Source organism: Glaciecola sp. XM2 (genome assembly GCF_018595715.1).
Lineage (GTDB): Bacteria > Pseudomonadota > Gammaproteobacteria > Enterobacterales > Alteromonadaceae > Glaciecola.
On sequence record NZ_JAHEOJ010000022.1, the window covers coordinates 13186 to 38388 of the forward strand.

Annotated in this window: 24 protein-coding genes and 1 tRNA gene; 8 read left to right on the forward strand and 17 right to left on the reverse strand. The window is 43.9% G+C overall.

From position 1 onward, the window contains the following. Positions 1-166 precede the first annotated feature (166 nt). From rplL to KJ365_RS09735, 9 genes are all read right to left on the reverse strand, one after another. Complete coding sequence (gene rplL / locus KJ365_RS09695; protein ID WP_214451463.1) at positions 167-541, reverse strand: 50S ribosomal protein L7/L12; 375 nt, start codon at positions 539-541, stop codon at positions 167-169. Between the two features lie 54 nt (positions 542-595). After that, positions 596-1114 carry a 50S ribosomal protein L10 gene (gene rplJ, locus KJ365_RS09700; protein WP_214451464.1) on the reverse strand — a complete coding sequence of 173 codons (519 nt, stop codon included), beginning with the start codon at positions 1112-1114 and terminating at the stop codon, positions 596-598. A 296-nt stretch (positions 1115-1410) separates the two neighbouring features. Beyond that, the gene (gene rplA, locus KJ365_RS09705) at positions 1411-2109 is read right to left on the reverse strand and encodes a 50S ribosomal protein L1 (protein ID WP_214451465.1); all 699 of its coding nucleotides are present in this window, start codon (positions 2107-2109) and stop codon (positions 1411-1413) included. Between the two features lie 4 nt (positions 2110-2113). Then, positions 2114-2542 (reverse strand): 50S ribosomal protein L11, encoded by a 429-nt coding sequence (gene rplK / locus KJ365_RS09710; protein WP_214451466.1) that lies wholly within the window; start codon positions 2540-2542, stop codon positions 2114-2116. Positions 2543-2804: 262 nt separating this feature from the next. Further along, positions 2805-3314 (reverse strand): fasciclin domain-containing protein, encoded by a 510-nt coding sequence (locus KJ365_RS09715; protein ID WP_214451467.1) that lies wholly within the window; start codon positions 3312-3314, stop codon positions 2805-2807. A 383-nt stretch (positions 3315-3697) separates the two neighbouring features. Then, positions 3698-4264 carry a PEP-CTERM sorting domain-containing protein gene (locus tag KJ365_RS09720; protein ID WP_214451468.1) on the reverse strand — a complete coding sequence of 189 codons (567 nt, stop codon included), beginning with the start codon at positions 4262-4264 and terminating at the stop codon, positions 3698-3700. Between the two features lie 308 nt (positions 4265-4572). Beyond that, positions 4573-5109, reverse strand: coding sequence for a transcription termination/antitermination protein NusG (gene nusG, locus KJ365_RS09725; RefSeq protein WP_214451469.1), 537 nt, complete (start codon positions 5107-5109; stop codon positions 4573-4575). Positions 5110-5112: 3 nt separating this feature from the next. Beyond that, on the reverse strand, positions 5113-5490 hold the full coding sequence (secE, locus tag KJ365_RS09730) for a preprotein translocase subunit SecE (RefSeq protein WP_214451470.1): 378 nt from the start codon (positions 5488-5490) through the stop codon (positions 5113-5115). Between the two features lie 66 nt (positions 5491-5556). Then, positions 5557-5633: transfer RNA gene (locus KJ365_RS09735), tRNA-Trp, on the reverse strand. Positions 5634-5836: 203 nt separating this feature from the next. On the opposite strand from KJ365_RS09735, the gene KJ365_RS09740 reads away from it, so the two are divergent. The 3 genes from KJ365_RS09740 to KJ365_RS09750 all read left to right on the forward strand — a co-directional run bounded on the left by KJ365_RS09740 (position 5837) and on the right by KJ365_RS09750 (position 7726). Further along, a complete protein-coding gene (locus KJ365_RS09740; RefSeq protein WP_214451471.1) occupies positions 5837-6511 on the forward strand; it encodes a nitroreductase family protein in 675 nt (224 codons plus the stop codon). 111 nt (positions 6512-6622) lie between these two features. Next, positions 6623-7036, forward strand: coding sequence for a CBS domain-containing protein (locus tag KJ365_RS09745; protein WP_214451472.1), 414 nt, complete (start codon positions 6623-6625; stop codon positions 7034-7036). 126 nt (positions 7037-7162) lie between these two features. Further along, entirely contained in the window at positions 7163-7726 is a 564-nt protein-coding gene (locus KJ365_RS09750) for a flavin reductase family protein (protein ID WP_352109377.1), read from the forward strand. Positions 7727-7772: 46 nt separating this feature from the next. Here KJ365_RS09750 and KJ365_RS09755 read toward each other — a convergent pair whose 3' ends face one another. Beyond that, the gene (locus KJ365_RS09755) at positions 7773-9161 is read right to left on the reverse strand and encodes a xanthine permease (protein WP_250884145.1); all 1389 of its coding nucleotides are present in this window, start codon (positions 9159-9161) and stop codon (positions 7773-7775) included. A gap of 156 nt (positions 9162-9317) precedes the next feature. On the opposite strand from KJ365_RS09755, the gene KJ365_RS09760 reads away from it, so the two are divergent. From KJ365_RS09760 to KJ365_RS09775, 4 genes are all read left to right on the forward strand, one after another. After that, the gene (locus tag KJ365_RS09760) at positions 9318-9974 is read left to right on the forward strand and encodes a dUTP diphosphatase (RefSeq protein ID WP_214451474.1); all 657 of its coding nucleotides are present in this window, start codon (positions 9318-9320) and stop codon (positions 9972-9974) included. Between the two features lie 137 nt (positions 9975-10111). Continuing rightward, positions 10112-11200, forward strand: a complete 1089-nt coding sequence (locus KJ365_RS09765; RefSeq protein WP_214451475.1) for a serine hydrolase domain-containing protein — start codon at positions 10112-10114, stop codon at positions 11198-11200. 94 nt (positions 11201-11294) lie between these two features. After that, positions 11295-12395, forward strand: a complete 1101-nt coding sequence (locus KJ365_RS09770) for a tetratricopeptide repeat protein (protein WP_214451476.1) — start codon at positions 11295-11297, stop codon at positions 12393-12395. A 182-nt stretch (positions 12396-12577) separates the two neighbouring features. Next, the gene (locus tag KJ365_RS09775; protein ID WP_214451477.1) at positions 12578-13705 is read left to right on the forward strand and encodes a flavohemoglobin expression-modulating QEGLA motif protein; all 1128 of its coding nucleotides are present in this window, start codon (positions 12578-12580) and stop codon (positions 13703-13705) included. A 228-nt stretch (positions 13706-13933) separates the two neighbouring features. Here the strand turns inward: KJ365_RS09775 and KJ365_RS09780 are convergent, their stop codons facing one another. The 6 genes from KJ365_RS09780 to KJ365_RS09805 form a co-directional block, all read right to left on the reverse strand. Next, complete coding sequence (locus tag KJ365_RS09780; RefSeq protein ID WP_214451478.1) at positions 13934-15775, reverse strand: ABC transporter ATP-binding protein; 1842 nt, start codon at positions 15773-15775, stop codon at positions 13934-13936. A gap of 68 nt (positions 15776-15843) precedes the next feature. Then, on the reverse strand, positions 15844-16458 hold the full coding sequence (locus tag KJ365_RS09785; protein ID WP_214451479.1) for an RraA family protein: 615 nt from the start codon (positions 16456-16458) through the stop codon (positions 15844-15846). Positions 16459-16471: 13 nt separating this feature from the next. Beyond that, positions 16472-16885 carry an MAPEG family protein gene (locus KJ365_RS09790; RefSeq protein WP_214451480.1) on the reverse strand — a complete coding sequence of 138 codons (414 nt, stop codon included), beginning with the start codon at positions 16883-16885 and terminating at the stop codon, positions 16472-16474. A gap of 90 nt (positions 16886-16975) precedes the next feature. Continuing rightward, entirely contained in the window at positions 16976-17464 is a 489-nt protein-coding gene (locus KJ365_RS09795) for a P-loop NTPase family protein (protein ID WP_214451481.1), read from the reverse strand. A 283-nt stretch (positions 17465-17747) separates the two neighbouring features. After that, positions 17748-20786: an efflux RND transporter permease subunit gene (locus KJ365_RS09800; protein WP_214451482.1), complete on the reverse strand. Its 3039-nt coding sequence runs from the start codon at positions 20784-20786 to the stop codon at positions 17748-17750. Positions 20787-20791: 5 nt separating this feature from the next. After that, on the reverse strand, positions 20792-21859 hold the full coding sequence (locus KJ365_RS09805) for an efflux RND transporter periplasmic adaptor subunit (protein WP_214451483.1): 1068 nt from the start codon (positions 21857-21859) through the stop codon (positions 20792-20794). Positions 21860-22013: 154 nt separating this feature from the next. On the opposite strand from KJ365_RS09805, the gene KJ365_RS09810 reads away from it, so the two are divergent. Further along, a complete protein-coding gene (locus KJ365_RS09810) occupies positions 22014-22628 on the forward strand; it encodes a TetR/AcrR family transcriptional regulator (RefSeq protein WP_214451484.1) in 615 nt (204 codons plus the stop codon). A 334-nt stretch (positions 22629-22962) separates the two neighbouring features. On the opposite strand, the gene zapE is transcribed toward KJ365_RS09810, so the two are convergent. Next, positions 22963-24465: a cell division protein ZapE gene (gene zapE / locus KJ365_RS09815; RefSeq protein WP_250884146.1), complete on the reverse strand. Its 1503-nt coding sequence runs from the start codon at positions 24463-24465 to the stop codon at positions 22963-22965. Positions 24466-25203: the final 738 nt, after the last annotated feature.

The window sequence follows — 25203 nt, forward strand, 5'->3', positions numbered from 1 at the left end:
CAGCCGATAATGCTGTAATAAATCATATGCTTATGCTTCTTCCCCGCGCTACTTACAATCATATATAAAAGGGCAGAAATTTTATAATTGATATAGCGCAAAAAGGCTGATGGTTAAAAACCATCAGCCTAAGCCTATAAAAGGCCAGTCAAGTAATTAAAATTAATTACTTAACTTCAACTTCAGCGCCAGCTTCTTCAAGCGTCTTCTTCAGTTCTTCTGCTTCTTCTTTAGCAACGCCTTCTTTGATTGCTTTAGGCGCTGACTCTACCACGTCTTTCGCTTCTTTCAAGCCAAGACCGGTAGCGCCACGTACAGCTTTGATTACAGCAACTTTGTTAGCGCCAAACGAAGTAAGAACTACGTCAAACTCTGTTTGCTCTTCAGCTGCTTCTGCTGCTGCCGCTGGACCTGCTGCTACAGCTACTGCTGCTTGTGCAGATACGCCGAATTTTTCTTCAGCTGCTTCAATCAATTCAACCAATTCCATTACTGGCATTTCGGCGATTGCGTTTAGTATATCTTCTTTAGTTAGAGCCATTTCTCTAAAACTCCTGGGTATAATGTTAAAAATTCAAATTGCCAAAAACGCTAATTATTTAGTGTCTTTGATAGCCGCTAATACACGTGCAAATTTAGCTGGAACTTCGTTAACTGTTTGAACGAACTTACCAACCGGTGCTTTGAAGGTTGCAAGCAATTGAGCTAGTGCTTCGTCTCTTGTTGGTAGTGATGCGACTGCGTCCAATTTCTCTGGACCCATTAGACCGCTACCAATCGTTAACGCAGTTACCTTTAACTTACCATTTCCTTTTGCGTAGTCTTTAAACAAACGCGCTGCTGCACCTGGTGCATCAATTGAGAAACCATAAATTAGAGGACCTGTTAACGCAGAATCGATATCAGCAAACTTACTGTCAGCTAAGGCACGCTTTGCAAGGGTGTTACGAATTACTTTTAAGTAAACGCCCTGCTCACGAGCTTTAACACGTAGGTCAGTAAGCTCTCCTACTTCCATACCACGGTATTCAGCGACGGCAACGGATAGTGCACGAGATGCTACTTCATTTATCTCTGCAACAATCTCTTTTTTAGCTGCTAAGCCTAATGCCACTGACTTCACCTCTTTAAATCTGACTATTTGTTATATACGAAATTGTATACTTCAAAATCATCAGTGTTTACAGATTGATACTCGCGTTTACTGTTACATAACCTTGAGTACCGCTCTACGGTGTACATTTCCCAGAGAGTCTGAGTCATATCACCGTCTGCGCAGGCAATTAATTAAGTTAGTCATTAAATGCGGGAGTTCTCTTACCTCTCCTGCTGACTGACACCTGCGGTCTTGGACGGGAATAAATGCTGTTAGGCATTTACTCCAACCCATTACCTTAAAGAGTCATAAGCTTATGCTTGTCCGATAGACCCTTGATCTAACGTTACGCCAGCACCCATTGTGGTGCTTAAGCTTACTTTTTTAATGTATACACCCTTTGCTGATGAAGGCTTAGCTTTCTTAAGCGCTTCAATCAATGACTCAAGGTTTTCTTTGATTTGGTTTGGTTCAAATGCAATCTTACCAATACTCGCGTGAATGATACCGTTCTTATCGTTACGATATCTGACCTGACCCGCTTTTGCGTTTTTAACTGCTGTTGCAACGTCTGGAGTAACCGTACCCGTTTTCGGGTTAGGCATAAGACCGCGAGGACCTAAGATTTGACCTAGCTGACCAACCACACGCATCGCGTCAGGGCTAGCAACTACTACGTCAAAATTCATTTCGCCTTTTTTCACTAACTCAGCAAGATCATCCATACCAACGATGTCAGCACCTGCTTCTTTAGCCGCTTCTGCGTTTGCGCCTTGAGTAAATACTGCTACACGTACTTCTTTACCTGTTCCGTTTGGCAGTACAGTTGCACCACGAACGTTTTGGTCAGATTTACGTGCATCAATGCCAAGGTTAACAGCAACATCAACACTTTCTGCGAACTTCACAGTGGCGAACTCTTTTAATAGCGCAACTGCTTCGTCAAATTCATATTCTTTAGCACTATCAACTTTTTCGTTGATTGCGCGCATACGTTTAGTCAATTTTGCCATTGTCTTAACCCTCTACCTTCAAACCCATGCTGCGAGCAGAACCCGCAATCGTGTTAACAGCTGCGTCCAAGCTAGCTGCAGTAAGGTCAGGCTCTTTTGTTTTCGCAATTTCTTCTAATTGCGCGCGAGTCACTGTACCTACTTTTTCAGTATTAGGGCGGCCAGAGCCACTCTTAATACCGGCCGCTTTCTTCAATAAGAAAGAAGCAGGTGGAGTTTTGGTTTCAAATGTAAACGAACGGTCTTCGTATACAGTAATAACTACTGGTACCGGTGCACCTTTCTCTAGTGATTCTGTTTTTGCGTTAAACGCCTTACAGAATTCCATGATGTTTACACCATGTTGACCTAGTGCAGGACCTACAGGTGGAGACGGATTAGCCGCACCCGCTGCGACTTGAAGCTTAATTAAGCCCGAGACTTTCTTTGCCATGTTTTTGATGCTCTCTGATTTGTGGGTTTAAACGCCTCATAGATATAGAGAATATCTATTTCTTAGGCTCCCCATCCATAAAAAAGGGCGCAAAGTATATGCTTTTTGAGTTTTTATAGCAAGGTTTTATTTGCTCTAAATGTAAAACAAAGTACTGCTAGATATATGTTCAATCAGATGTACCTATGAATCATCAGAATCAGCCCCTAGAAAACAAAAACAGCGCTTAAAAAAGCGCTGTTTCACAATAAGTAATCAATGATTAAGATTTCGGTAAAATGACCGAATCAATAACGTGAATTACACCATTGCTTGCCATGATGTCAGTCTGAACAACCGTGGCATTATCAACCATCACAGTAGACCCATCTACTTTTACGGTGATGCTCTGGCCTTGCAACGAAGTTGCAGAGTCAACTGTCACCACATCAGCCGCTAAGACTTTGCCAGGAACAACGTGATACGTCAGTACCGCAATCAACGTGTCTTTGTTTTCAGGCTTGAGTAAATCTTCTACTGTGCCTGCTGGCAACTTAGCAAACGCTTCGTTAGTCGGAGCAAATACCGTCAATGGACCTTCACCTTTTAACGCATCGACCAAGCCTGCTGCCTTTACCGCTGCAACCAGAGTGCTAAAACTCTCGTTTGATGCTGCGATATCAACAATATCCATCATAGCTTCTTTATCACCCGCATGATTGTGGGCAAACGCCGTTAGGCTTAACATTAGTGCTGCAATCGCCGTAGCGAATTTTATTGAAATTGATTTCATGCTTAAACATCCCTCTTAGAATTATGAATGACAAGTGTCGCAATGAATACCCATAATAATTTTGTTTGGACTTCACATTAACTATGTTTAATTTATGAGCAAAAACTGCAAGAGAACTCACCATAAAAACAAATTAACGTCTCATGTTTTATATGCCGGCCTGAGAAGCACACATCCACATAATGCAGAAGATACCCCTCAAATGCGCTTGTTCTGCGTAGAAGATTGATTTGGCGCTAAGAAGATGGTGAAGATATCCGAGATAAACTAGCGTTAGAATAAATGACATTAGATGGCGGGCACTTTACCCCAGAGAGCTGTTTCGGTTGTACGACAACAAAAAAACGCGCCTACAGGCGCGTTTTTTAATTTATATTCAAAGGTCACTTAAAGATTTTTCTCGCCCCAAGCCCAACCAAAACCAGCCCAAGTAGCAACACCGTAGCAGGAGCAGGAACCGGAGATACCGCGACACTATCGATATCAAACCCGCCTATTGACCGTGTATTGAGGTTTGCCGTGGTGTCGACTATTCTCAAGGTATCAAAAGGGGCGCCAAAGGTAAACTGAGCGCCAGTCTGTGCACCAGTATTGATAATGTTAGCGACAAACGTAAAGATACCTTGATATCCAACATACACGTCTGCTGACTCTAGGAAGTTACCAGGGTTACCAAAAGTCACCTCGGTCACAAATCCTTCGCCACCAAACAATTGCCCTGTTGGCATACCGAACTGCAGATCAACTGACCCACCGAGTCCTAACTCATAGAACTTACCGTCAGTACTACCAAACAAGTTATTGATATTATCTCTATCATTAGCTGTACCCTGACCAGTTCCAACAACAACACTCGGTGCCGACGTTGCGTAGATTAATGACGCGTTAGCGCTACCTACAAACAACATACATGCCGTAATGACAGCTGATAAAATAACGTTTTTTAACATTTTAACTACCCTTAAAAAATTCTTGCCATGCGTATTATAGAGGCTCCAATTGCATACCGAGGCTGGCCTAGGAGCCGTCACGGAGATTCAAAGAACGTCATATATAACACTTAACTGACACCTTGCAATAAACGTTCCAGTAATTTAACACCATAAAATCATGATGTTACGTTTCAATAAAGTAACACATGTAAAAATTTTCGACATTTTTAACAAAAATGCACGCACAAAAAAGGAGCTCTCAAAAGAACTCCTTTTTAAAATACTTACCAACGCCAGTGCACTCTTAGTGACTGAGCGCTTAAGACTTAGCCTTTTTCGACTTGACCGAACTCTAACTCAACAGGTGTTGAACGACCAAAAATCAAAACAGATACTTTTAAGCGGCTCTTTTCATAATCCACTTCTTCGACCACGCCATTAAAGTCAGCAAATGGACCGTCGGTCACTCGCACCACTTCGCCAGGCTCAAACAAGGTCTTAGGTTTAGGCTTATCTACCGACTCTTCTAAGCGGTTCAAGATAGCATCTGCTTCTTTTTTACTAATGGGCATAGGACGGTCTGAAGTGCCGCCAATAAAACCAAGTACGCGAGGAATGCTCTTGACCAAGTGCCAAGAATCTTCGTTCATTTCCATTTCAACTAGCACATAACCTGGAAAAAACTTACGCTCTGACTTACGCTTTTGGCCAGCGCGCATCTCAACTACTTCTTCAGTTGGTACTAATATCTCGCCGAAATACTGCTCCATTCCATGCATCTTGATATATTCTTCAAGCGTCTTCTTAACACGACCTTCGTATTGCGAGAATGCTTGGACGACGTACCATTTTTTATCAGACATAGTTTACGCTCCAATTCCAGTAACTAAACTAATTGCCCAAACAAGCACCATATCGATCAGATATAACATCAAACCTACCACAGCAGTTGCTGCTAGGATAATCAACGTCATACGCACGACTTCCTGACGCGAAGGCCACACTACTTTGCGCACTTCAATACGGGCATCTTTAGCAAAAGTTAAAAACGTTTGGCCTTTTTCAGTCGTTGATGCGATACCTAACGCAACTACAACAACCGTTACGGCAATGAGTGCTCTGTATAGCACAGACACTTCTGCATAGGCGCCGTAGCCATAAACTAAACCACCCAGTAATACTACTATCACCAACCACTTGACGGTATCTAAAGGGTTAGATGAACTTTCTGCCTTTTCACTCATTCGTGTTACCTTAGCAAAACATCGTTTTAATTAACGCTGTTATTAATCTTTTTCATTTCATCAGAATGGCAGGGGTGGAGGGACTCGAACCCCCAACCATCGGTTTTGGAGACCGCTGTTCTACCAATTCGAACTACACCCCTAAATTCTGATGCTCATACAATAGTTACACTACCCTTGTGAAGTTGGCTATCTGGTGGATTTCGTCAGCGTCATAAGGGAGGGACGCGTATTATACTGACACAAGCTAAGGATACAAGCGAAACTCGCCATAAATGTTCACTTTGCGCTACCAAGCAGTACATATTTATCCTAAAGTAAACACGAGCAATCAAGGAGTACTTGCATGAAAACACATGTTCAGCATCCGTTAACCGACTTTGTCGAGTATCCCCCGCAACAGATGTTGGCGCGAGCTGAAGCGTTTTATAGTGACATAAAACGCCGTCACAGCATTCGAAAGTTTAGTTCTCGAGACGTGCCGCAATCGATTATCGAAACCTGTATTAAAGCAGCAGGTACGGCGCCAAATGGGGCCAATCATCAACCATGGCATTTTGCTGCTATTTCTTCTAAAGAAGTCAAGCGGCAGGTGAGGGAGCAGGCAGAGGCGCATGAACAGCGATTTTATAACGGTGGTGCTGGCGAGCAGTGGCTTGATGCATTAAAGCCACTTGGTACTGATGCGCAAAAGCCCTACTTAGAAGATGCGCCGTGGCTAATTGCGATTTTCAGCCAAAAAAAGGGCGGCATAGAGCAGGGTCAAAAGCAACAAAACTACTATATTCATGAATCGGTTGGCATTGCGACAGGTATGCTAATAACAGCATTACATACCGCCGGCCTCGTCACACTGACGCATACACCCAAGCCCATGAGTTTTTTGTCCAAAATTTGTAAGCGGCCAGATGACGAGCGGCCCTACATGCTGCTTGTAGTCGGTTACCCAGCAGAGGACGCTACCGTACCTGATCATGCATTGAAGAAAAAATCACTGGAGCAAATCGCAAGCTTTTTGTAATAGTCGATGGGTTTAATCGTAAATATCGACTAAATGGGTATTGCACCATACACAATTGCAGGGTAACAATAACTTCGTCAACAAGACAAAGCGTGAAAATTAGGAGAGAGAATGAAATCGCTAAAGGTAGCCGACTACATGAACCATCGCCCGGTCAAATTACATGTGGATATGCCAGTCGCAGAGGCGGTAGAAAGTTTACTGTTAAGTAAGCAAGCCGGTGGTCCGGTGGTGAATGACAAAAATAAAATCGTAGGTTTTTTGTCAGAACAAGACTGCTTAAGCCAAATGATTACCTCCAGTTACTATCGAGAGCAAGTCTGCAGAGTGTCAGAAATTATGCAAACTGATGTATTGTCGGTGAAAGGCTATCACTCTGTCTTAGAATTAGCTGAAACCATGCTAAAAGCAAAACCAAAGATATATCCGGTGGCAGATGATAACGGCTGCTTAATTGGCGTAATCAATCGCTCAGAAGTACTCAACGCTATCGATGTGCAGTTACGCTCTGGCTACAAGTCATAACATAAGTTGATTGTTAAGTGACAACCAGTGTTGGTAAGCTAGTCGCTAAGATTTTGTAACACTAGCGAGATGTAGGTATTGAACATAAATTTAGCTGACTTGTCGAGCACAGGCGTATATCATTTAATGACGCAGACTATTATCCCACGCCCTATTGCGTGGGTATTGTCTGAAAACAAAGATGAAACTCTCAATCTTGCCCCTTTTTCTTATTTCAATGCCGTATGTAGCGACCCTCCGCTTTGTATGCTGTCGATGGGCAAAAAGCCTGATGGCAATCAAAAAGATACTGTTACTAATTTACAGGTGGGTGCCTATTGCATCGTGCATATCGCACAAGCTCATCAAGCAGATTTAGTCACTGCAACTGCCGCAACCATGGCATACGGCGAAAGTGAAGTAAGCGCCAATAATATCCCATTAAGTCAGCACGAGGAGTGGCCTCTCAAGCGAATCTCAACATGCCCCATTGCATATTTATGTAAAGTGCATAGCGTGCAGACAATAGGAAACGTTGACCAACATATCATTTTTGTAGAGGCACTCGAACTTTATGTAGATGATAATGTTGGCAGTGAACAAGGAAAGCGTATTGTAGTGGATGCAAGCAAAGTAGACCCACTTGCGCGGCTGGGTGCCAGCCAGTATGCCAATTTAGGGGAAGTGTTTAGCAAAGCACGACCTAAGTAACATGAGCGCTCGCAACCTTTAGATGTTGCGAACGCAGTCTATGTATCTATTCAGTCTGATTCGTTTCGCGTGCTTTTGGCATAAAGACTCTTATGCCACAAAGCCCAGCAATCGTAATAATCCCAATTAGTAGACCTAGCCATGGCTCAAATAAGCTAAATGCCATCGCAGTGATCACCATTGCCCCTCTTTCCGTTGCATCGTCTACTAGTGATAAGGCCAAAGTCGCACACGCAAAAGCGGTAAGAATGAGAGTAACGGCTAGAGCAACAGGTAAAAGCGGTTCAAGTAAGGTGACCAATGGAAGTAACACAAACAGTATTGGCAAACCAAATAGGTAGAAGCTACCGATGCTGTCAAAGATAGAGTTGAGCTTGCCTTTGCTATCTGCCCAGCGTTTGAGCAGTATGACCTGAATTCCGGTCCATAAAACACCTTGAGTACTGAAAAACGGCGCAATGATACCCATCAAGGCATTTCGAATACCAGTTGCCATATGCGCACGGCTGCTGTTGATTTCCAACTTCTCATCGGTACGAGCCTTTTGTGCATGCTCAATCATTTCATTCCCGGTGACAACATCACCAAAGAATAAAATGTAGGTGATAAGCGCTAATGGAAAAGAAGCAATAAATGTTTCAATAGGTGGCCACCCAATCATAAACGGACTGGCTTTTGCCCAAAGCGATACCGCCGCGTCTCCAACATTGAGAATTTCCCAACGAATGTTGTATTCAAATTCCCCTGTAAAATAGCCCACGGTGCCGGCAATAATGAACCCTGGAAGCAGACCAAAACCTAATATCTTTGCCAAGACTTGATTTCTAAGCGCAATCGCTTGTAGCGGTTTCGAGAATGCAAAAAGCAAACACACCACCACACCAATCGTCCCGGCGATGGGCGCAGATTGAAATACGTTCGCCGCGTCGCCATCTTTAGTGACTCGCATGAACGCAGCAATGGCCGCGCCTAAAATAATACCGCCCTTAAACACGTTAGGTACAATTTGAATTAACTTCGCCCCTAAGCCAGTTACCCCTAAAAATACCAGTACTGCCGCAAAATTCAATGACAGCGCGGTCATTGCTTGAAACTGGCTTGCATGGTCACCTAAATAGGCGGGTGCGGTAATAAATGCGACAACAAATGGAATAGCCGGCGTTAACCAACCTGGCGCATAAGGGTCACCAAAAAGCATCCATGAAAATGAAATAAGCAAACTGTGAAACATTGCCATCACAACGGCTTCTTCAAAACTTAAGCCTAGTAGCGCCATAAAGTAAGGCACTAGGGCAAGCCCTGTTGCACCTGCTACTGCAAAACCTTGTAACATATCGGGCAACGAAAACCGCATATGCACAAAGGGGATACGCATTGTAAATGGTCCCCAATTAATACCTGGTTGAACTTCTCCGTCTTGGCGCTGTTTTAGCATGTTATTATCTCTTATTATAAAGCTTCTAAATTCGCTGCAAGTCTGGTGTAATTCATGACTGCCGGCGCGAAGAAGCAACTGCTGGGAAACTAAATGTATCCCATTATTACAGCTTTTTTAACAAAAAAGACTCATAAATTTAACAAGGGAAGTCAAATGCTCAACAAAACACAAATCGCCATAATGCTCGACCTGCAAAACAAAATGAACACTAAGGTCAATCCCGATTGGCTAAACGCAGGTTACGCTTATTTAAGAGCAGCGATGATAGAGTCAGTTGAAGCAATTGAGCATCATGGTTGGAAGTGGTGGAAAGCGCAGCAGCTCGACCTTGCCCAAGTGCAAATGGAGTTGGTTGATATCTGGCATTTTGCACTATCGCATATTTTAATTGAGCACAACGGCAATATCCCAAACGCAAGCTCACAAATCGAACACGCTCTCACTTTAACAAACACTGATGTGACGTTTGACGGTCAATCTTTCGACTTAACGACGCAAACTCTCGTTGAAAACCTAGAGTTGATGGCAGGGCTTTGCGTAGTGAAGCGTTTTGACGTAAAGCTTTTCACTACCATTGTTGAACAAGCGCATATGACCTCCACATCGCTTTTTGAACAATATGTGGGTAAAAACGTGCTGAATTTCTTCCGCCAAGACCATGGCTACAAGGAAGGGACATACATAAAAATGTGGGGCGGGCGAGAAGATAACGAGCACCTTGTTGATATTATGCAAACGCTCGATAGTAGCAATCAAGACTACGCAAACTCTTTATACCAAGCGCTAGAGGAACGCTACAAAAGGGCTTAGGCACTGATTTCTTTCTCACACAAAGGTGAATACACATCTGTTAACAAAGTACTTGTCGGAATAAGCTTATAAATCACCTAGTATTTTCAACAGAATTGATGCAAAAGCAGATTGTACAAACCTTAATTGGAGGTTAATTGAAACCTATATTCCTTGTTTTTAGTGCGTGGCTGATGATGATTTTGATTTTCACAGCAAGTGTCCAAAGCACTCAGCCTCCGACACCCGCTCAAGAGCAAGAGTCTCCATCCAAAGAAGGGTTTTCAGACAGTGGGTTAGTAGCACTCGAAGCCTTTTTAGCTGACGCTGGCTCATCGTCTATGCTCATATTAAAAGATGGCGAAGAAGTGTTCCGATGGGGTAGCGTAGAAAAAAGACACGTCATTCACTCTATGCGCAAGCCTCTTATCAGCGCACTTTACGGTAAATACATTGCCGCTGGCGTAATTGATGTGGACAGCACCTTGGCACAAAATAATATCAACGATATTGCACCTGCGCTTTCGGAACAAGAGCTCTCAGCGAGCGTCTCCGATTTATTAAAATCTCGTTCTGGGGTATATCATAACGCCGCTGCAAATTCCCTTGGTATGATTCAAAATCGTCCGGTTCGAGAAACGCACCTACCTGGTAAACATTATTTTTATAACAACTGGGATTTCAATGTGCTTGGCGCCTTGTTAGAGCAAAAAACGGGGAAATCGGTCTTCACCTTGTTTTTAGAAGATATCGCGCTCCCGCTTGGCATGGCTCAATACCAAGGTCAATACACAAGAATTGATGGTGAGGACGATAATGCAAAAATCCCTACTACCGATGGTTTTTACCAATATGAGACCAGCAAATCACAGTTTCCTGCTTATCACTTTCGAATGTCTGCTCTTGATTTAGCCAAGTTTGGACAGCTGTATCTAAACAAAGGCAAATGGGCACAAGAGCAGATCATACCATCACAGTGGATTGAGCAAAGTACGCAGCCTTATTCAGTGTTTAACCCTAAATATGGGATTGCTTATGGGATGATGTGGTTTGTTTTGATGGAAACCGAAACAAGAGAGCATCGGGCGTTTTATCACACCGGCAACGGCGTTCATTTTCTTGGTGTTTATCCGCATTCAAATGTAGTAATTGTGCACCGGGTAGATACTGAAAAAGCATACCGGTTTACTCAGCAAGATTTTTACGTAATGATAAATAAAGTTTGGGGGGCTTACGGCAAAAAGTAATTAACGCCAATACGAGTATATGACTTCTGGCCTATATTAATTGCTAATCATCATGGCATACTGATGTCCATTAGAAACATACAAGCAACGCTCTATGACACTTTTTGAAAGCACCATGCGCAGTATTATCTCGGTCACCTTTTTGATGGTAGTTTTGTATCTGCCTTTCAATACCTTGGCGCAGCAGGGGCAGCCTTTATCCGCAACGTTAAGCCTGAAAGCGATTGAAGGTTTATTCCAACAGCAACAATTTTCAGATGTAATTAAAGCCATTGAAAGCATTCCTGAGTCTCAGCGAACTCAAGAGCACTATCGCTTTTTAACGTATAGCCTTTCCACTGATGACTTAGACGAGGCCGAAGAAGCGGCGCAGCGAGCTATTGCGCGTTTCCCGAACGATCCCGATGTGTATCTTGTTCATGCTAGCATCATGGGGCAACAGGCGAGTGATTCCATCTTCAGCGCCTTTGGCTATGCAAAACAGGCGCTTGCGAGCCTAAACAAAGCCGTCAGTCTAGCGCCCAATAAGACTGAATATCGCATAGCATTATTAAGTTTTCATATTAATGCCCCTAGCATTGCTGGTGGTGACCGAGACGAAGCCCTCAAGCAGGTGCAAATGATTCAAGCACTGGACCCAATTGAAGGAGTAATTAACCTTGCTTGGTATCATCGCAGCTTTGACAACCCTGGGCTCGCCAAAGAAGTCTTGTTAGCAGCAAATCAAGACTTCCCTAAAAACATTAATATTTTAAATGCCCTAGCGACAAACGCGGTTCACAGTGAAAACTACATAGAAGCTATCGAATTTTACAAACAAGTCACCGATATACAACTTGTGCGCCCCATCAATGATGAGCAAAGCGTTATGCAGCGCTTTGATGAAGCCTTGTATCGCCAACTAAATGCACACTATCAAATAGGGCGCTCAGCCTTGGTCGGAAACGTTATGCTTGATGAAGGGGTGACGCATATGCGCCAATATATGGAAACGATTCAAAATACCGAAGTTGTGGGAGCGCTAGATACTAGCGGCTTACCATCCATCCAATGGGCAAAACTCCGACTAAGTGGTTTATTACTAGCAAACAGCCAAGCAGATGCGGCCAATAAGATGTTTCAACAAGTGGTGCTAGACAAAAACGACAGCAACATGAAAACCGTGTTTGATAAAATGAAAGCTAAGCTGGATTAACTATATTGAAGTCGCTCCCTTTATATTGAGGACCTGAGAGACTTCTAGGCTTTTAGCTTTGTCCATGTATGGTGATTCTTAACTGATGACATCATGCTTTCACTTCTGCTGACCATTTCACTTGTGAGGCCGCTTATTCCATGTTATCAACGTGCTTTACATTCAACACCGATTAACGCCTTGTGGAAATAAACAAAGATATTTTATCCTTAGACAATGCATTGCATGGGCTTGTGAGCGGCATAGAAATACTCGATGCAATATCGCCGCTCAATTATAAAGAGCAAAAAGCCGTATTTTTTGAGAGCAAGTACTCTCACTCGCCAAGATTTGTATACAAGCAAAACACCTTAGATGCATTTGCTTTAAAGCGACGACTGTTTAGTTTACCGATAGAATCGCTGCAAGACGACGACCTCATCACCCTCTATACCGGCGTCATAAATTCCTACATTGATAAAGTAGACCAAGTGGTGTCCATTGGCTCAAACGACTTTTTATATGATTCATTTCGCTACTATGGCGAACCCTCTGAAAAAGACCTAAGAAACGCAGCTTTTGTGCTGCATCTGCCTACTGAAAAACAGCCTGACGAAACCTTCTACAACGCCAGTGCAATTGAAACCTACTTAAAAGAATTTGCCATCGCGCAAGGCTACGAGCACAACATCAGACTCGATGAAAACATGATTGCCAACGCCCTAGCGTCTGGCACTACTATTAAAATCAACGCCCAAGCTAAGGTCAACAAAATAGACATGACCGCCCTCGCCCATCATGAACTTGGCGTGCACTTAGCGACAACGCTCAACGGACGCAATCAGCCATTGCGCATTCTGTCATTAGGATGCCCGGCCAACACCAAGACTCAAGAAGGCTTAGCCATACTCAGTGAATACATGGCCGGATGTTTAACTGTGGGGCGCTTACGAAACTTAGCGCTAAGAGTGATGGCGGTTAACTCAATGATTAAAGAAAAGAACTTTCGCGCAAGTTTCTTGTATCTGAAAGAGGAGTTTTCCGCCAGCGATGAACAAGCCTTTTCAATCACCGCTCGCGTGTATCGCGGGGGCGGTTTTACCAAAGACTATGTGTATTTACGAGGCTTTCATGACATGCTCAACGCCTATGAAACCAGCGATTGCTTCCATAATTTATTGTGCGGCAAGACCGCCTCTGAATATTTGCCCGTTATAAATAATTTGGTCAACAAGGGCTACTTAGTTCCGCCAAAATTTATTACACCGGCGTTTGCATTGCCACAAGTCACTGACAGTATTCAAAAATTTATTGCTCATGCAATTAAATAGGAGATGCAAATGACGCGGCTTAAACAGATTAAGCAGCAACATACCATTTACTTGGTTTTACTCTCGTCTGACTAAAATGTGCATAACGATTAAATCTTTAACTCATGTTATCAATGAATAAAAATGTAACATCACACAATAAAGTATAGCACTTTGTCAACTATACGCAGTGGTTGTGCCCTTCAATCAAAGACTTAAGCTCAAGTCTGAGCCGATGCTATTAAACCGTTATTCAACACCAATGAAACCACCTGTTTGATGCGCCCACAATTTGGCATATATCCCGCCTAGTTCTAGCAATTCTGCATGGGAACCGGATTCTACGACCTTGCCATTATCGAGCACTAACAGTCGGTCCATTTGCGCGATGGTCGATAAGCGATGAGCAATTGCGACAACGGTTTTTTCCTGCATGATCTTAATCAAGCATTCCTGAATGGCGGCTTCTACCTCAGAGTCGAGCGCTGATGTTGCTTCATCCAAGATTAAAATGGGCGCATCTTTCAACATAACCCTGGCTATCGCGATACGCTGACGCTGACCGCCGGATAGTTTGACGCCGCGCTCGCCAACATGCGCATCGTAGCCCGTTCGCCCTTTTGCATCGCTTAATGAAAGTATGAAGTCATGGGCCTCAGCCTGTTTTGCAGCGGTAATCATCTGCTCTTCGGTGGCATCCATGCGGCCATATAAAATATTGTCACGCACCGAGCGATGCATTAAAGAGGTATCTTGAGTGACCATGCTAATTTGTGCGCGCAGGCTTTCTTGAGATATTTCATCAATCCCCTGATTGTCTATGCTGATGCGTCCACTTTGAATATCGTAAAATCTAAGCAGCAGATTAACGAGCGTAGATTTGCCTGCGCCAGAACGCCCGACCAACCCTACCTTTTCGCCGGGCTTGACGGCAATAGACAAATCCTTGAACACTTCAATGGTGTTCTCACTCTTTCCTGCATAAGCAAAATTAACCCCTTCAAAATCGATGCGTCCACCATCAATAACAAGGTCATTAGCATTGTCTTTATCTTTTATCTCGGCGGGGATCGCGAGAGTATCCATGCCATCTTGAACCGTTCCTATATTTTCAAAAAGCGAGGACACTTCCCACATGATCCATTGCGACATGCCGTTTAAACGCAAACTTAAACTCACTGCAATGGCAATAGCGCCGCCAGTGACGGCGCCATCGGTCCATAACAATACTGAAAGCCCTGCGATACTAAATACCAATAATGAATTAATGCTCCATACACAGGCTTGCAATAACGTGACTAAACGCATTTGTGGGTACACGGTTTGCAAGAAACCATCCATCCCCTCTTTTGCATAATGCTCTTCACGCTTGTGATGGCTAAACAGCTTAACGGTCATAATGTTGGTATAGCTATCGACAATACGCCCGGTCATCACTGAGCGCGCGTCGGCTTGCTTTTGCGAAACACGCTTCAAACGCGGTAAGAACACCCGAAGAATAATCACGTACGCCGCCAGCCATACAATAAGCGGCATGGCTAAGCGCCAGTCGGTGGTGAACACCAGCACAACAACCGAAATGAAATAAACGCTGACATATACAAACAGATTAAGAATCTTTGTCACCGTTTCACGCACCGACAGCGCAGTTTGCATTACTTTAGTGGCGACACGACCGGCAAATTCATCCTGATAAAAAGAAAGACTTTGCCCCAGCAAGTAACGATGCGCCATCCATCTGATGCGCATAGGGTAATTACCCAAGACCGACTGGTGGGTCAATAAAGATTCAAGGATGACAAATGCAGGAAGTATCAGCAGCACCAGCGCGCTCATACCAATTAAGCTCCACTTTTCTTCCTGAATAAATGTTGCTGGGTCGCGTGTTGCAAACCAGTCAACCAGTTGCCCCATAAAGCCAAATAGAGAGACTTCTAAAATCGCCACTAAGGCGCTTAAAATCGATGCCATAATCAGCACCGGCCACATGCCTTTGGAGAAGTAGCGACAAAATGCAAATAGCGTTTTTGGCGGTTGTTTTGGTGCTTCTAACGGAAACGGTTGCGTTAACTTTTCAAAAAATGAAAACATGTATACTCAGTATGAAATAAAAAGAAAATGTGTTGGGGCCATACCCTTAGCTTCAGTGCCTTGAGCACCTATTTATCGATAAAACCAAGCGCGGCTAATTTACTCTCAACGGTTTTACGATGCTGCTCCTGCCATTGTTCAATGCTCATTGCAGCATCTTTTTGTGCTCTGGCCTTTGCAATCTCAAAGCACGCTTGGGCTTTATCTTTGCCCAGGATGACTATTCCCTCCTCATCCGCCACAACAATGTCACCTTGATTTACGGTTGCCCCGCCGCACAATATACTCTGACCTAGCTCAGTAACATGGGCCTTTTTGCCTGGCTTTGGGATCACGCCACGGGCAAATACAGGGAACTGCATCTCTCGTACTTCGGCTAGGTCTCTGATAGTGCCATCGATGACAAAACCCGCTATACCGCGCTTTTGCGCAATAGCGCATACATTACCGCCGGCTAGTGCATAACTATCGTCGGCTTGGGCAACTATGATATCCCCTGGGTTTGCACGATAAATTGCAGCATGTAGCATCAAATGGTCACCAGGCGGACAGTAAACCGTGAATGCAGGTCCAGCGATACGTTTTATATTTGGATAAAGCGGTTTGATTACATAATCAACAAAACTTTCTCTTCCAACTGCATCTGCGTAGTCGCATGGCGAAACATCGGCATACATCGGCATATCAATCTGCTCCCTAGATGAATTTCGTAACAATCATAAACAGCCAGTAGGCGCTGATACCAAACTGTATTAAGAAAAATACAAAACGGGCATAAATAGCCGCGTTACTAATTGAAGCAATGTGAATAAGAGATTGAATAATCCGTGCACCTAATACTATATAAACCAGTCCGTTTGTAATAGCGGTAGAATCCGTGGCCAATGCGAGTAACAGCACACCGCAAACAAATGGAAAGCTTTCTACCGTATTTAAGTGGGCGCGAGTTAAGCGTTGTCCCAACTCATCTACGTCACTTCCATCGGCTTTAAAAACCAAAGACGTGCGCTTTTGCGATTGATTGAACACACCTCTATATAAGGCCAAGGAAAGTAACAAAACCATTAACCAAGCAATATAGCCAGCTAAACCTAATATCGTTGCGCTCATCTTTTACATCCTCTTATTTTTATTTTCGAGTTTAACATTGATGTCTTTGTGTACGAAATTTTGCTACACAAAGACTGCTTACTTTTAAGTTTATTCAAAGGGCTGATTTTCGGTGAGCATGTGCTTATGACCATCAAACATATCAAACAGCTTTTGGTGAGCGGCGAATGATAACTCATCATCTCGATGAGGATATTCGCTTATCCAAGAAATTAGCATCTCTAAATTCTCATCTTGCGCAGCCTTCGACGGATATTTATGTGGCTCCCATGGTCTTGCCTTAGCGTTATCGACGCATTGTTGAACGGGTATATTTAAAAAAACCATCTCGTTGGCGTGACCCGCCAACAGTGCGAGTAAGTCGGCATAGCACCCTTCAATCACCCAATCTTTATTGGCATGCGTAAAAGCCTCTAGTTGTTGCCGGCATGAGTCTAGAGGCGCGCGCGAGGGTGGTTCAGTGGGAAGCCATGCAATGGTATCGAGATCAAAATGGGTAAGCTGATGCTTTTGGGCAAGGTGCTTGGCCATTGTTGACTTTCCGCAACCAGAATTTCCAAAAATGAGTAATTTGCGCAATGCTTTTGCCCCTCCTGTGCGTTTGTTTGTCAGTATGAAGTCCTTTCGTATCGATTGCTACCACATTGTCTTAATCGGAAAGAAATGGCTTTTTACATTGTGAGGTTGGAAATTGCATTTTCTTACTTTTATCGATGAACCCAGCACTGGTTGGCAAACGGCTCCTTCGAGGCAGAAAGCGGTCGGTCGATATGCTCACGTCGCGATTCAGTAGCGCTCCTAACCTAAATATTCACTCCCAAATACTATTTTTTGAAGTCGAAATAAGATCGTAACATCGGAGCTATTTTCTGAATGACACTCGATACAGCAAACTATACATCACAGGAACAGCAATGAGCGTTAATACTGTAGCAAAAGCCAAACCACCCATGATAGTCACAGACATGTCTGCGAAAAATGCATCAGACAACAGAGGAGCCATGCCTAATATGGTCGTAATGGCCGCCAAGGTAACAGGTCGCAATCGACTTGCTGAGGCCTCAAGAATGGCATCTTTAATGGGCTTATCTTCTTCGATTTGTAAGTCAATTTCTTCCAGTAAAACGATGGCATTCTTGATTAACATGCCAAATAAACTTAAAAAGCCGAGCAGCGACATAAAGCCAAATGGCATGTCAGTTAACAATAAACCTGAAACAACACCGACAGTTGCCATAGGTACAATGGCCCAGATAATGAGGGGCTGTCTGGCTCTGCCAAATAGCAGTACCGATATGATGAACATGACTAAAAATCCTGCCGGTAAGCCTTTACCTAGCGCTTGCTGGGCGTCTGCCGAACTTTCATACTCGCCGCCCCACTCTAGCTTATAACCATCGGGTAATTGCATGTCTTGAATGGGCTGCCATATTCTTGCTAAGGCGTCTGCAGCGGTCTCATCACTGCCTGGCTCAGCCCAAATAGTGATGGTTGGGACACGGTCGCGACGATGGATTTGTACTTCTTCGGATTCTAACTCAATGCCTTTAGATACTTGTCGAAATGGGACATATCGGCTTTGTTGAGAGCTCCAAACTTGGCTGTTACGAATCGCATCTAATGGGTCCTGCTGAGCATTCGCCATTTTAGCACGAATAGGGTAAGCGTAATCTTCATCGTATAGCTTACCAAGCTGTAAACCTGTGGTTGCGTATTCGATGGTGTCACGAAAATCAGCGCGACTCACGCCCGCAATACCTGCGTTAATGTCATCAAATTGGGTATTCAAACTCAAACCCAACTCACGCCAGTTATGACGAACCTCTTGAATTTGACCATCAGCTTCTAGGATTTCAACTGCATTGTTGGCGAGTTCTCGGAGTACATCTCCGTTATTGCCTGAGAAACGTATGCCGATTTTTGCGCCACTGCCCGGGCCAAATTGTACGCGCTGAAAATAAAAACTGGCGTCAGGACTCACTTGTGGAAGGGCAGCTTTCATATCAGCAATGATAGTATCAATCTCATCTTTATCGTTGGCCCGAACCAGCATCATGGCGTAGCTCTCATTGGCAGGCTCTGGCGCATAGGTGAGGGTAAATCTATCTGCACCACGGCCAATAAAACTAGTGATTGATTTCACTCCTTGCTCAGAAAGCACTTCCTGTTCCACTTTTTTCATGATGCTTTCAGTGCTGCGAATATCTTCGTTTTGTTGTCCCCAATAGTGGATATAAAACAAAGGTGCATTGGATGGCGGAAAAAAGCCTTGTTTCACAAAGCCAAAACTCATAAATGCAACGAGAGTGATGCATAACAATCCAAAAAGCGTTAGCCATCGATGACGCAAGAAGCCTCTTAAAATTGATATGAAACCGTCTTGAAAACGAGAGCCATTTTGGTTCTGATCTGACGTAGGTGTTGTTTTGAAAACCAATTTGCCAAGCGTCGGTACCAAGGTAATTGCCATTACCCAACTGAGCATAAGTGATATCAACACTACGGCGAAAAGTGAATATAAGAATTCGCCGGTGGCGTCATCCGACAATCCAATACCTGAAAATGCCGCTATGCCAATGACGGTTGCACCAAGCAAAGGCCATTGTGTTCTTTTAACAATAAAGCTTGCTGCAGGTTGTGGTTTTGCGCCTTGCTTCATTTGCATCATCATGCCTTCGGCTACCACTATCGCATTGTCAACTAACATACCCATTGCAATGACCATTGCGCCTAGTGATATACGCTGCAATCTTAAATCCATTAGCCACATGATCAGTACGGTTCCCATTACCGTGACCACTAGCGTAGTGCCTACGACGAGTGCTGAACGCCAACCCATAAATAGCCAGAGAGTTAGGACCACAACAACCACTGACATGACTAAGTTTAAAATGAATCCATCGACCGACTCATCAACAATTTTTGCTTGATCATAAATCGCATCTAGCTCGATACCTGTCGGCAACTTACTGAGGATAAGCTCAATTTTCTGTCTGACTCGTTGGCCGACATCAACGATATTAACGCCGTCTTGCGCAGAGACAGCCAAGGTGATTGCCTCATTACCTTGGTGACGCAGATAGTTTGTTTGAATATCGGCTGGCTCAACTGCTAAGGTCGCGATATCTTTTACCTTGATTGACTGCGATGTCCCTGCCAATACAAGACTCAGGTTTTCAATAGCCTCGATCTGGCTGGAGGGTTGATCCACAAGCACTCGTAATTTTTTGCCATTTAATTGTACTCTACCGCCGTTAAATGGTCGGATGTTTTCCGTTAACAATTGAGATATTTGTGGAAAGCTCAAGCCCAAGCTCGCTAAGCGGTTTGTATCGATATAAACGGTAATTTGCTCTTCTCGCACACCACTCACTTGCACTTTTGCAACACCGTCAATCATCAACAGCTCGCGGCGAATTTGTTTAGCAAAGTGCCGCAATTCAGTGGCGCTAAAGTCAGGGGCAGTCAATGCGTAATAAAGTCCAAACACCTCACCAAAGTCATCAAAAACAACCGGGTCTTGTGCTCCTGGTGGCAATTGGCTCTGAACGTCTCGCAGGCGTTTGCGCAATTCATCCCATATTTGTGGCAGTTCACCACCATCAAAGTTTGGCTGCACCTCTACTGTGATATCTGAGGTACCCGGACTGGATACTGAACTCAAGCGATATAGTTGCGGCATTTGTTGGATAGTCGTTTCGAGTAATTCGGTAACTTCATCTTCGACTTGTTTTGCGCTTGCACCTGGAAAAGAGGTAATCACTTTTACTTGCTTGATAGTGAAACTGGGGTCTTCTAGTCGCCCAATATTGCTCAGTGCAATAAGCCCACCGAGCAAGCAAATAACGACAATCAGCCAGATATTAACAGGGAAGCGTAAAGCGTACTTTGCGATATCCATGAAGCTTACTCCGCCACGTATTCTGAGACGCGCAAGCCTTCACGCATTTTACTGACACCGGCAGACACAACCTTGTTTCCCTCAGATAGTTCACCTTCAATTCCGGCATAGTCACCGCGCACACTCACAACAGAAACCGCTACTTTGTTGACTTGCTTTGTTTCTTGATTGTAGCGCCACACAAAGAAGTCATCTTGTTCAGCCAGTAAGGCAGTGTAGGGAATGATAAGTTGATCAGTGCTGCCTTCTTGATCTAAGTGGACTTTTACTTTTGCTCGCGCACCTGGCGTGATTAGGTTGCTAGGGTCGGCTGACTTGCTAAAGACCACTTTATAAGTTTGAGTCACTGGATCTGGCTGAGCACTATGCTCAACATAGGAAAGATCTACCCAGTCAGTTGGTCGGGCTAAAATCGAGCCTTCCACTTTTGCTCCGTCACGGCTCGCATACAACGTGAATAAACGCTCGGGAACGTGAATATTAAAGTACACCTGTGAGCGGTCTTGTATGCTCGCAATCACTTCACCCGCTTGTACGTAACTATTGTTGTCTACGATACGTTGTGCAATTTGCCCTTTAAATGGCGCTGAAATTTGAGTATAGGCAAGATCTTGCTTGGCGTTATTGACCGCAATCTCAGCAAGTTCAAACGCGGTTTGCGCATCGTCTAAAGCAGATTGGGGAACAAGTTGCTTCTCTATTAACTGGCGAACTCTCTTTAATTCTCGATCGGCTTGAGTAAACCTTGTCTCCTGCTCCTTCACTCTCCGTTGAAATGGTTCTGGATCGAGTTTAGCAAGCACATCACCTTTATTTACTTCGTTCCCAGCTCGAAGGTTTTCTTCAATTAATCTTCCTGATACCTCAAAACGCATGTCGACGGTTTTTACCGCAGAAACTTCTGCAGGAAACTCAAAATGTTGCTCATTTTTCAATGCTTGTACTGGCGTCATTTTTACCAATACAGGCGTGATTTCATCATTAGTGGATTCGGAATTACTGTCGCTGCAGGCAGAAATGAAAAGTGCGGTTGCTAGCAGCAGACTGGTGCGAATGAAGACGTTTTTGTGCACGTTGATATCTCTTTTAAAGTAGCTTTTTTAATAACAATGATATTCAGTGTCAAATTTACGGAACACCAAAATGTAAACTATACGGTGTAGTATAATCAAAAAAATTGTAAAGTAAACTGAGCAGTGTAAAATTAAACGTAATCGGAGGAAGTACATGAGCGAAGTAAAGAAGTCGCGTAGCCAGCAGAAGCGCGAAGACATACTCAATGCAGCACTGAAGACCTTTAAAGAACAAGGCGTTCAGGCAACTAGCATGGACCAATTAGCTGAAACAGCAAATGTGTCAAAGCGAACGGTGTATAACCATTTTGATAGCAAAGAAACGCTAGTATTAAGTTTGTTGCATGAAATGTGGGAGCAGTTCATGTTGCGAGCATCGGTCGAATATACGCCAAATCAATCGATTGAAAGCCAGTTGGCTTTGCTAATTGAAGCCGAGACAAACATGATGTGCGACCATGATTTTGTTACACTCGCACGCTTAGCAATGGGGCATTTCTTTTATTCTCCTGCCAAGATGAAAGATCAGATGGATCGCATGAGAGCGCAGGAAACCACTCTGCATCGTTGGCTAAAGGCCGCCATAGCTGATGGTAAGTTCGCTATTGACGACGTTGATTATGCCGCAGAGCAAATTGGCAGTTTGCTAAAGGGGACACTTTTTTGGCCAACCGTGCTGTGCAATGATGATGCACCATCATATCAAGTTCGCCAACATGCCAAAGAGCAAACGCTACAAATGTTTATGAGCCGTTATGCCATTACTTAAGTGCATCAACAATGTGATTGCGGTAGTCGTGCTAACTTTCAATTTTAACATCAGACCTTGCGTGTGAGAGATATTGCGCTAGGAATGACTATTCGTCGCGAGCCGCTCTCTATTCTAAAAGCGGATTCAACAAAAATTGGTAGGCCTGTTCAGTTTGAAATTACTGAGCAGACTCGAGAGGCAATATAGCCCTATTGTCGATGGGTGGATAAATTCAATCGGATTAGAAGGGTCGAACCAAACCTTCTTTGATCTACAGATAGACTAAAAACATTAGGGCTTGTCAGTTGTTCCTCGGTCATTCCAAATTAGAAAGTACGGTATATATCTCTCGTCATTGCCGCCCCCATTCCTTTCCACCCATTTCTACCAACCGGGACGCGGCTCGCCGAAAGGAAAAGGCGAGGTCATTTGCGGCCGATAATTGTGCCAGTGACACGCCAATTAGACCCGTCGCCGACCACTCATAATATTTTCCCTCTTTGGTGCGAATCATGGTCGTCGCAAAGGAACTCGAGTTTCCCCCCTTATCATTGACAATCAATTCTTCATCTCCGTCACTGCTTTCGACTTGCGCTTCAAAATCGACAAACAATTCGTCGAGCGGGACTTGTGCCGTGAGTACCAAGCGGGTGCGAGATTCATAACATGCGTCAATGAGGGTAACGAAGCGTCGCGCTTCGTTGAGGTGATTGGCGTCCAGTTGAGGAACGCATTCCATGATGATGACCGGAAATCGGCGGCAGAGGGAAATATAATCGGCTGCCCCGAGCGGTTGGTAGCACAAATCGGAAAAGTCAAACCAGGCGCATCGGTCATTCAATCGGGCGACCTGGACGGTGCGACCAAAGAGGACAGGAATGCTCTCGCCCTCAGTTCCGGATGCAATGCCAGATACAGCGCCACCAAATATTTTTTCCAACTTAGCCTGGAAGTTGTGATTAATTTTATTATCGCCTTGAACTCCTTTTTTTGACCAAAAATAGGATTGGCCATCTGCTCGATTTTCGAGCCGATAATCGTTTTGGGAATCCTCCATGGAAATAATGTCGGACGTCTGTCTCAATAGGTCGATGAATGGCAAAAAGAGGGATCGGTTAATGCCTCTCTCATACAAGGTATCGGGTGCTCGATTCGAGGTGGCCACCATCACGACATTCCAATCCGATATTAATAGTGAAAACAATCGTTTCAAAATCATGGCATCGGCGATTTCTGTCACTTGAAATTCATCGAAACAGAGGAGTTGGGCCTCTTGTGCCAATTGTTGCGCAACGACGGGAATCGCATCACCTCGTGGGTGCTTCTGTTTGTAGACAAAGATTCGATGATGGACGTCTAGCATGAATTCATGAAAGTGGACACGGCGTTTGGTAATTTTTGCGTGTTTGTGGTTGTCATTATTACAGCAAGAATCATCATCAGGAACAGCAACCGACGCGTAAAATAGATCCATTAGAAAGCTTTTTCCTACCCCTACCGGTCCATGAATGTACATGCCTCGCGGTGGTGGACCAAAAAGCCAAAAATGGAACTTCTTTCGAAGAAAGGACTGGGCGGATGCTAGGGAGCGCGCCAGCAAAAGTAATAGTGAACTGCTGCTTATACAGCTTCTCTTTGTCGGATTGTACGTACGCACGGGCACTGGTGGGAGCGATGCAAGAGACTCGTGCAGGGCATCGAATTTTGCCGCCAGAGCGACTTGCGCTTCATCTCGTCGCGCCTCTCCCGCGTCCACCTTGAGTTCATAAGCCGCTGCCACGGGGCCTTTCGAGAAGCACAGCCGAGCGACGTGACGTTGTGCTATCATTGCCTTTATCATCATCTTCTTTATCATTATCGTTTTCATCATGGAATTGATGAGTTTATTAACGTGATGATATGGTACGTTAGATTTCTATATGGGTATCAAATGGATTTGTATTAGAGACTCAAGTCGACAACATGTTTAGTGCAATGTGGCAACGCCTAGGCTTCAGAGTATAGATAAAATAAAACGTCATTTTTCCTAAAATTAAAATACAAGATGCCTCGTATTTCCCATATTGACATCTAATTTGTATTCTTATGGGAGTGAAAGTCGGCTATTTTTCGTCTATTAATCAAATGTTTCAACGTAATTAGGAATTCAAAACAAGCGGCTTCTAAAGGCTTAATTCGGCCGCCGAATTGTCGCCACTCACCCTAGCCGCCTTAGTTATATCCATATCTGAAGGTAACTGCGCTCAGTTTTTTTCTAAACGTCTACGCCATCTTCATGTAAACAACAAATATATCAAAAAAAACACTCCTGGTATGAAATATGGAATTAGAACCTTGAACCAACTAAACTCGCTAAGCACTTGATACCTTTCTAGTCTCTTAGGGATATCCTCGAAAGAGATTCGATAACAGCAGACAATGTAGCAAAGAGCGATTGAGATAGGTAATATGGCCAGAAGCATACCTACACTGACCTCACCTTTATGGCTCGAAAATATACCAAATAGATTCCTTAAATAACCGTAGACATAAGATGTTTTTTCTGGAAATAAGTTTAGGAGAAATACATAAATGCCAAAAGGAATATAACTAA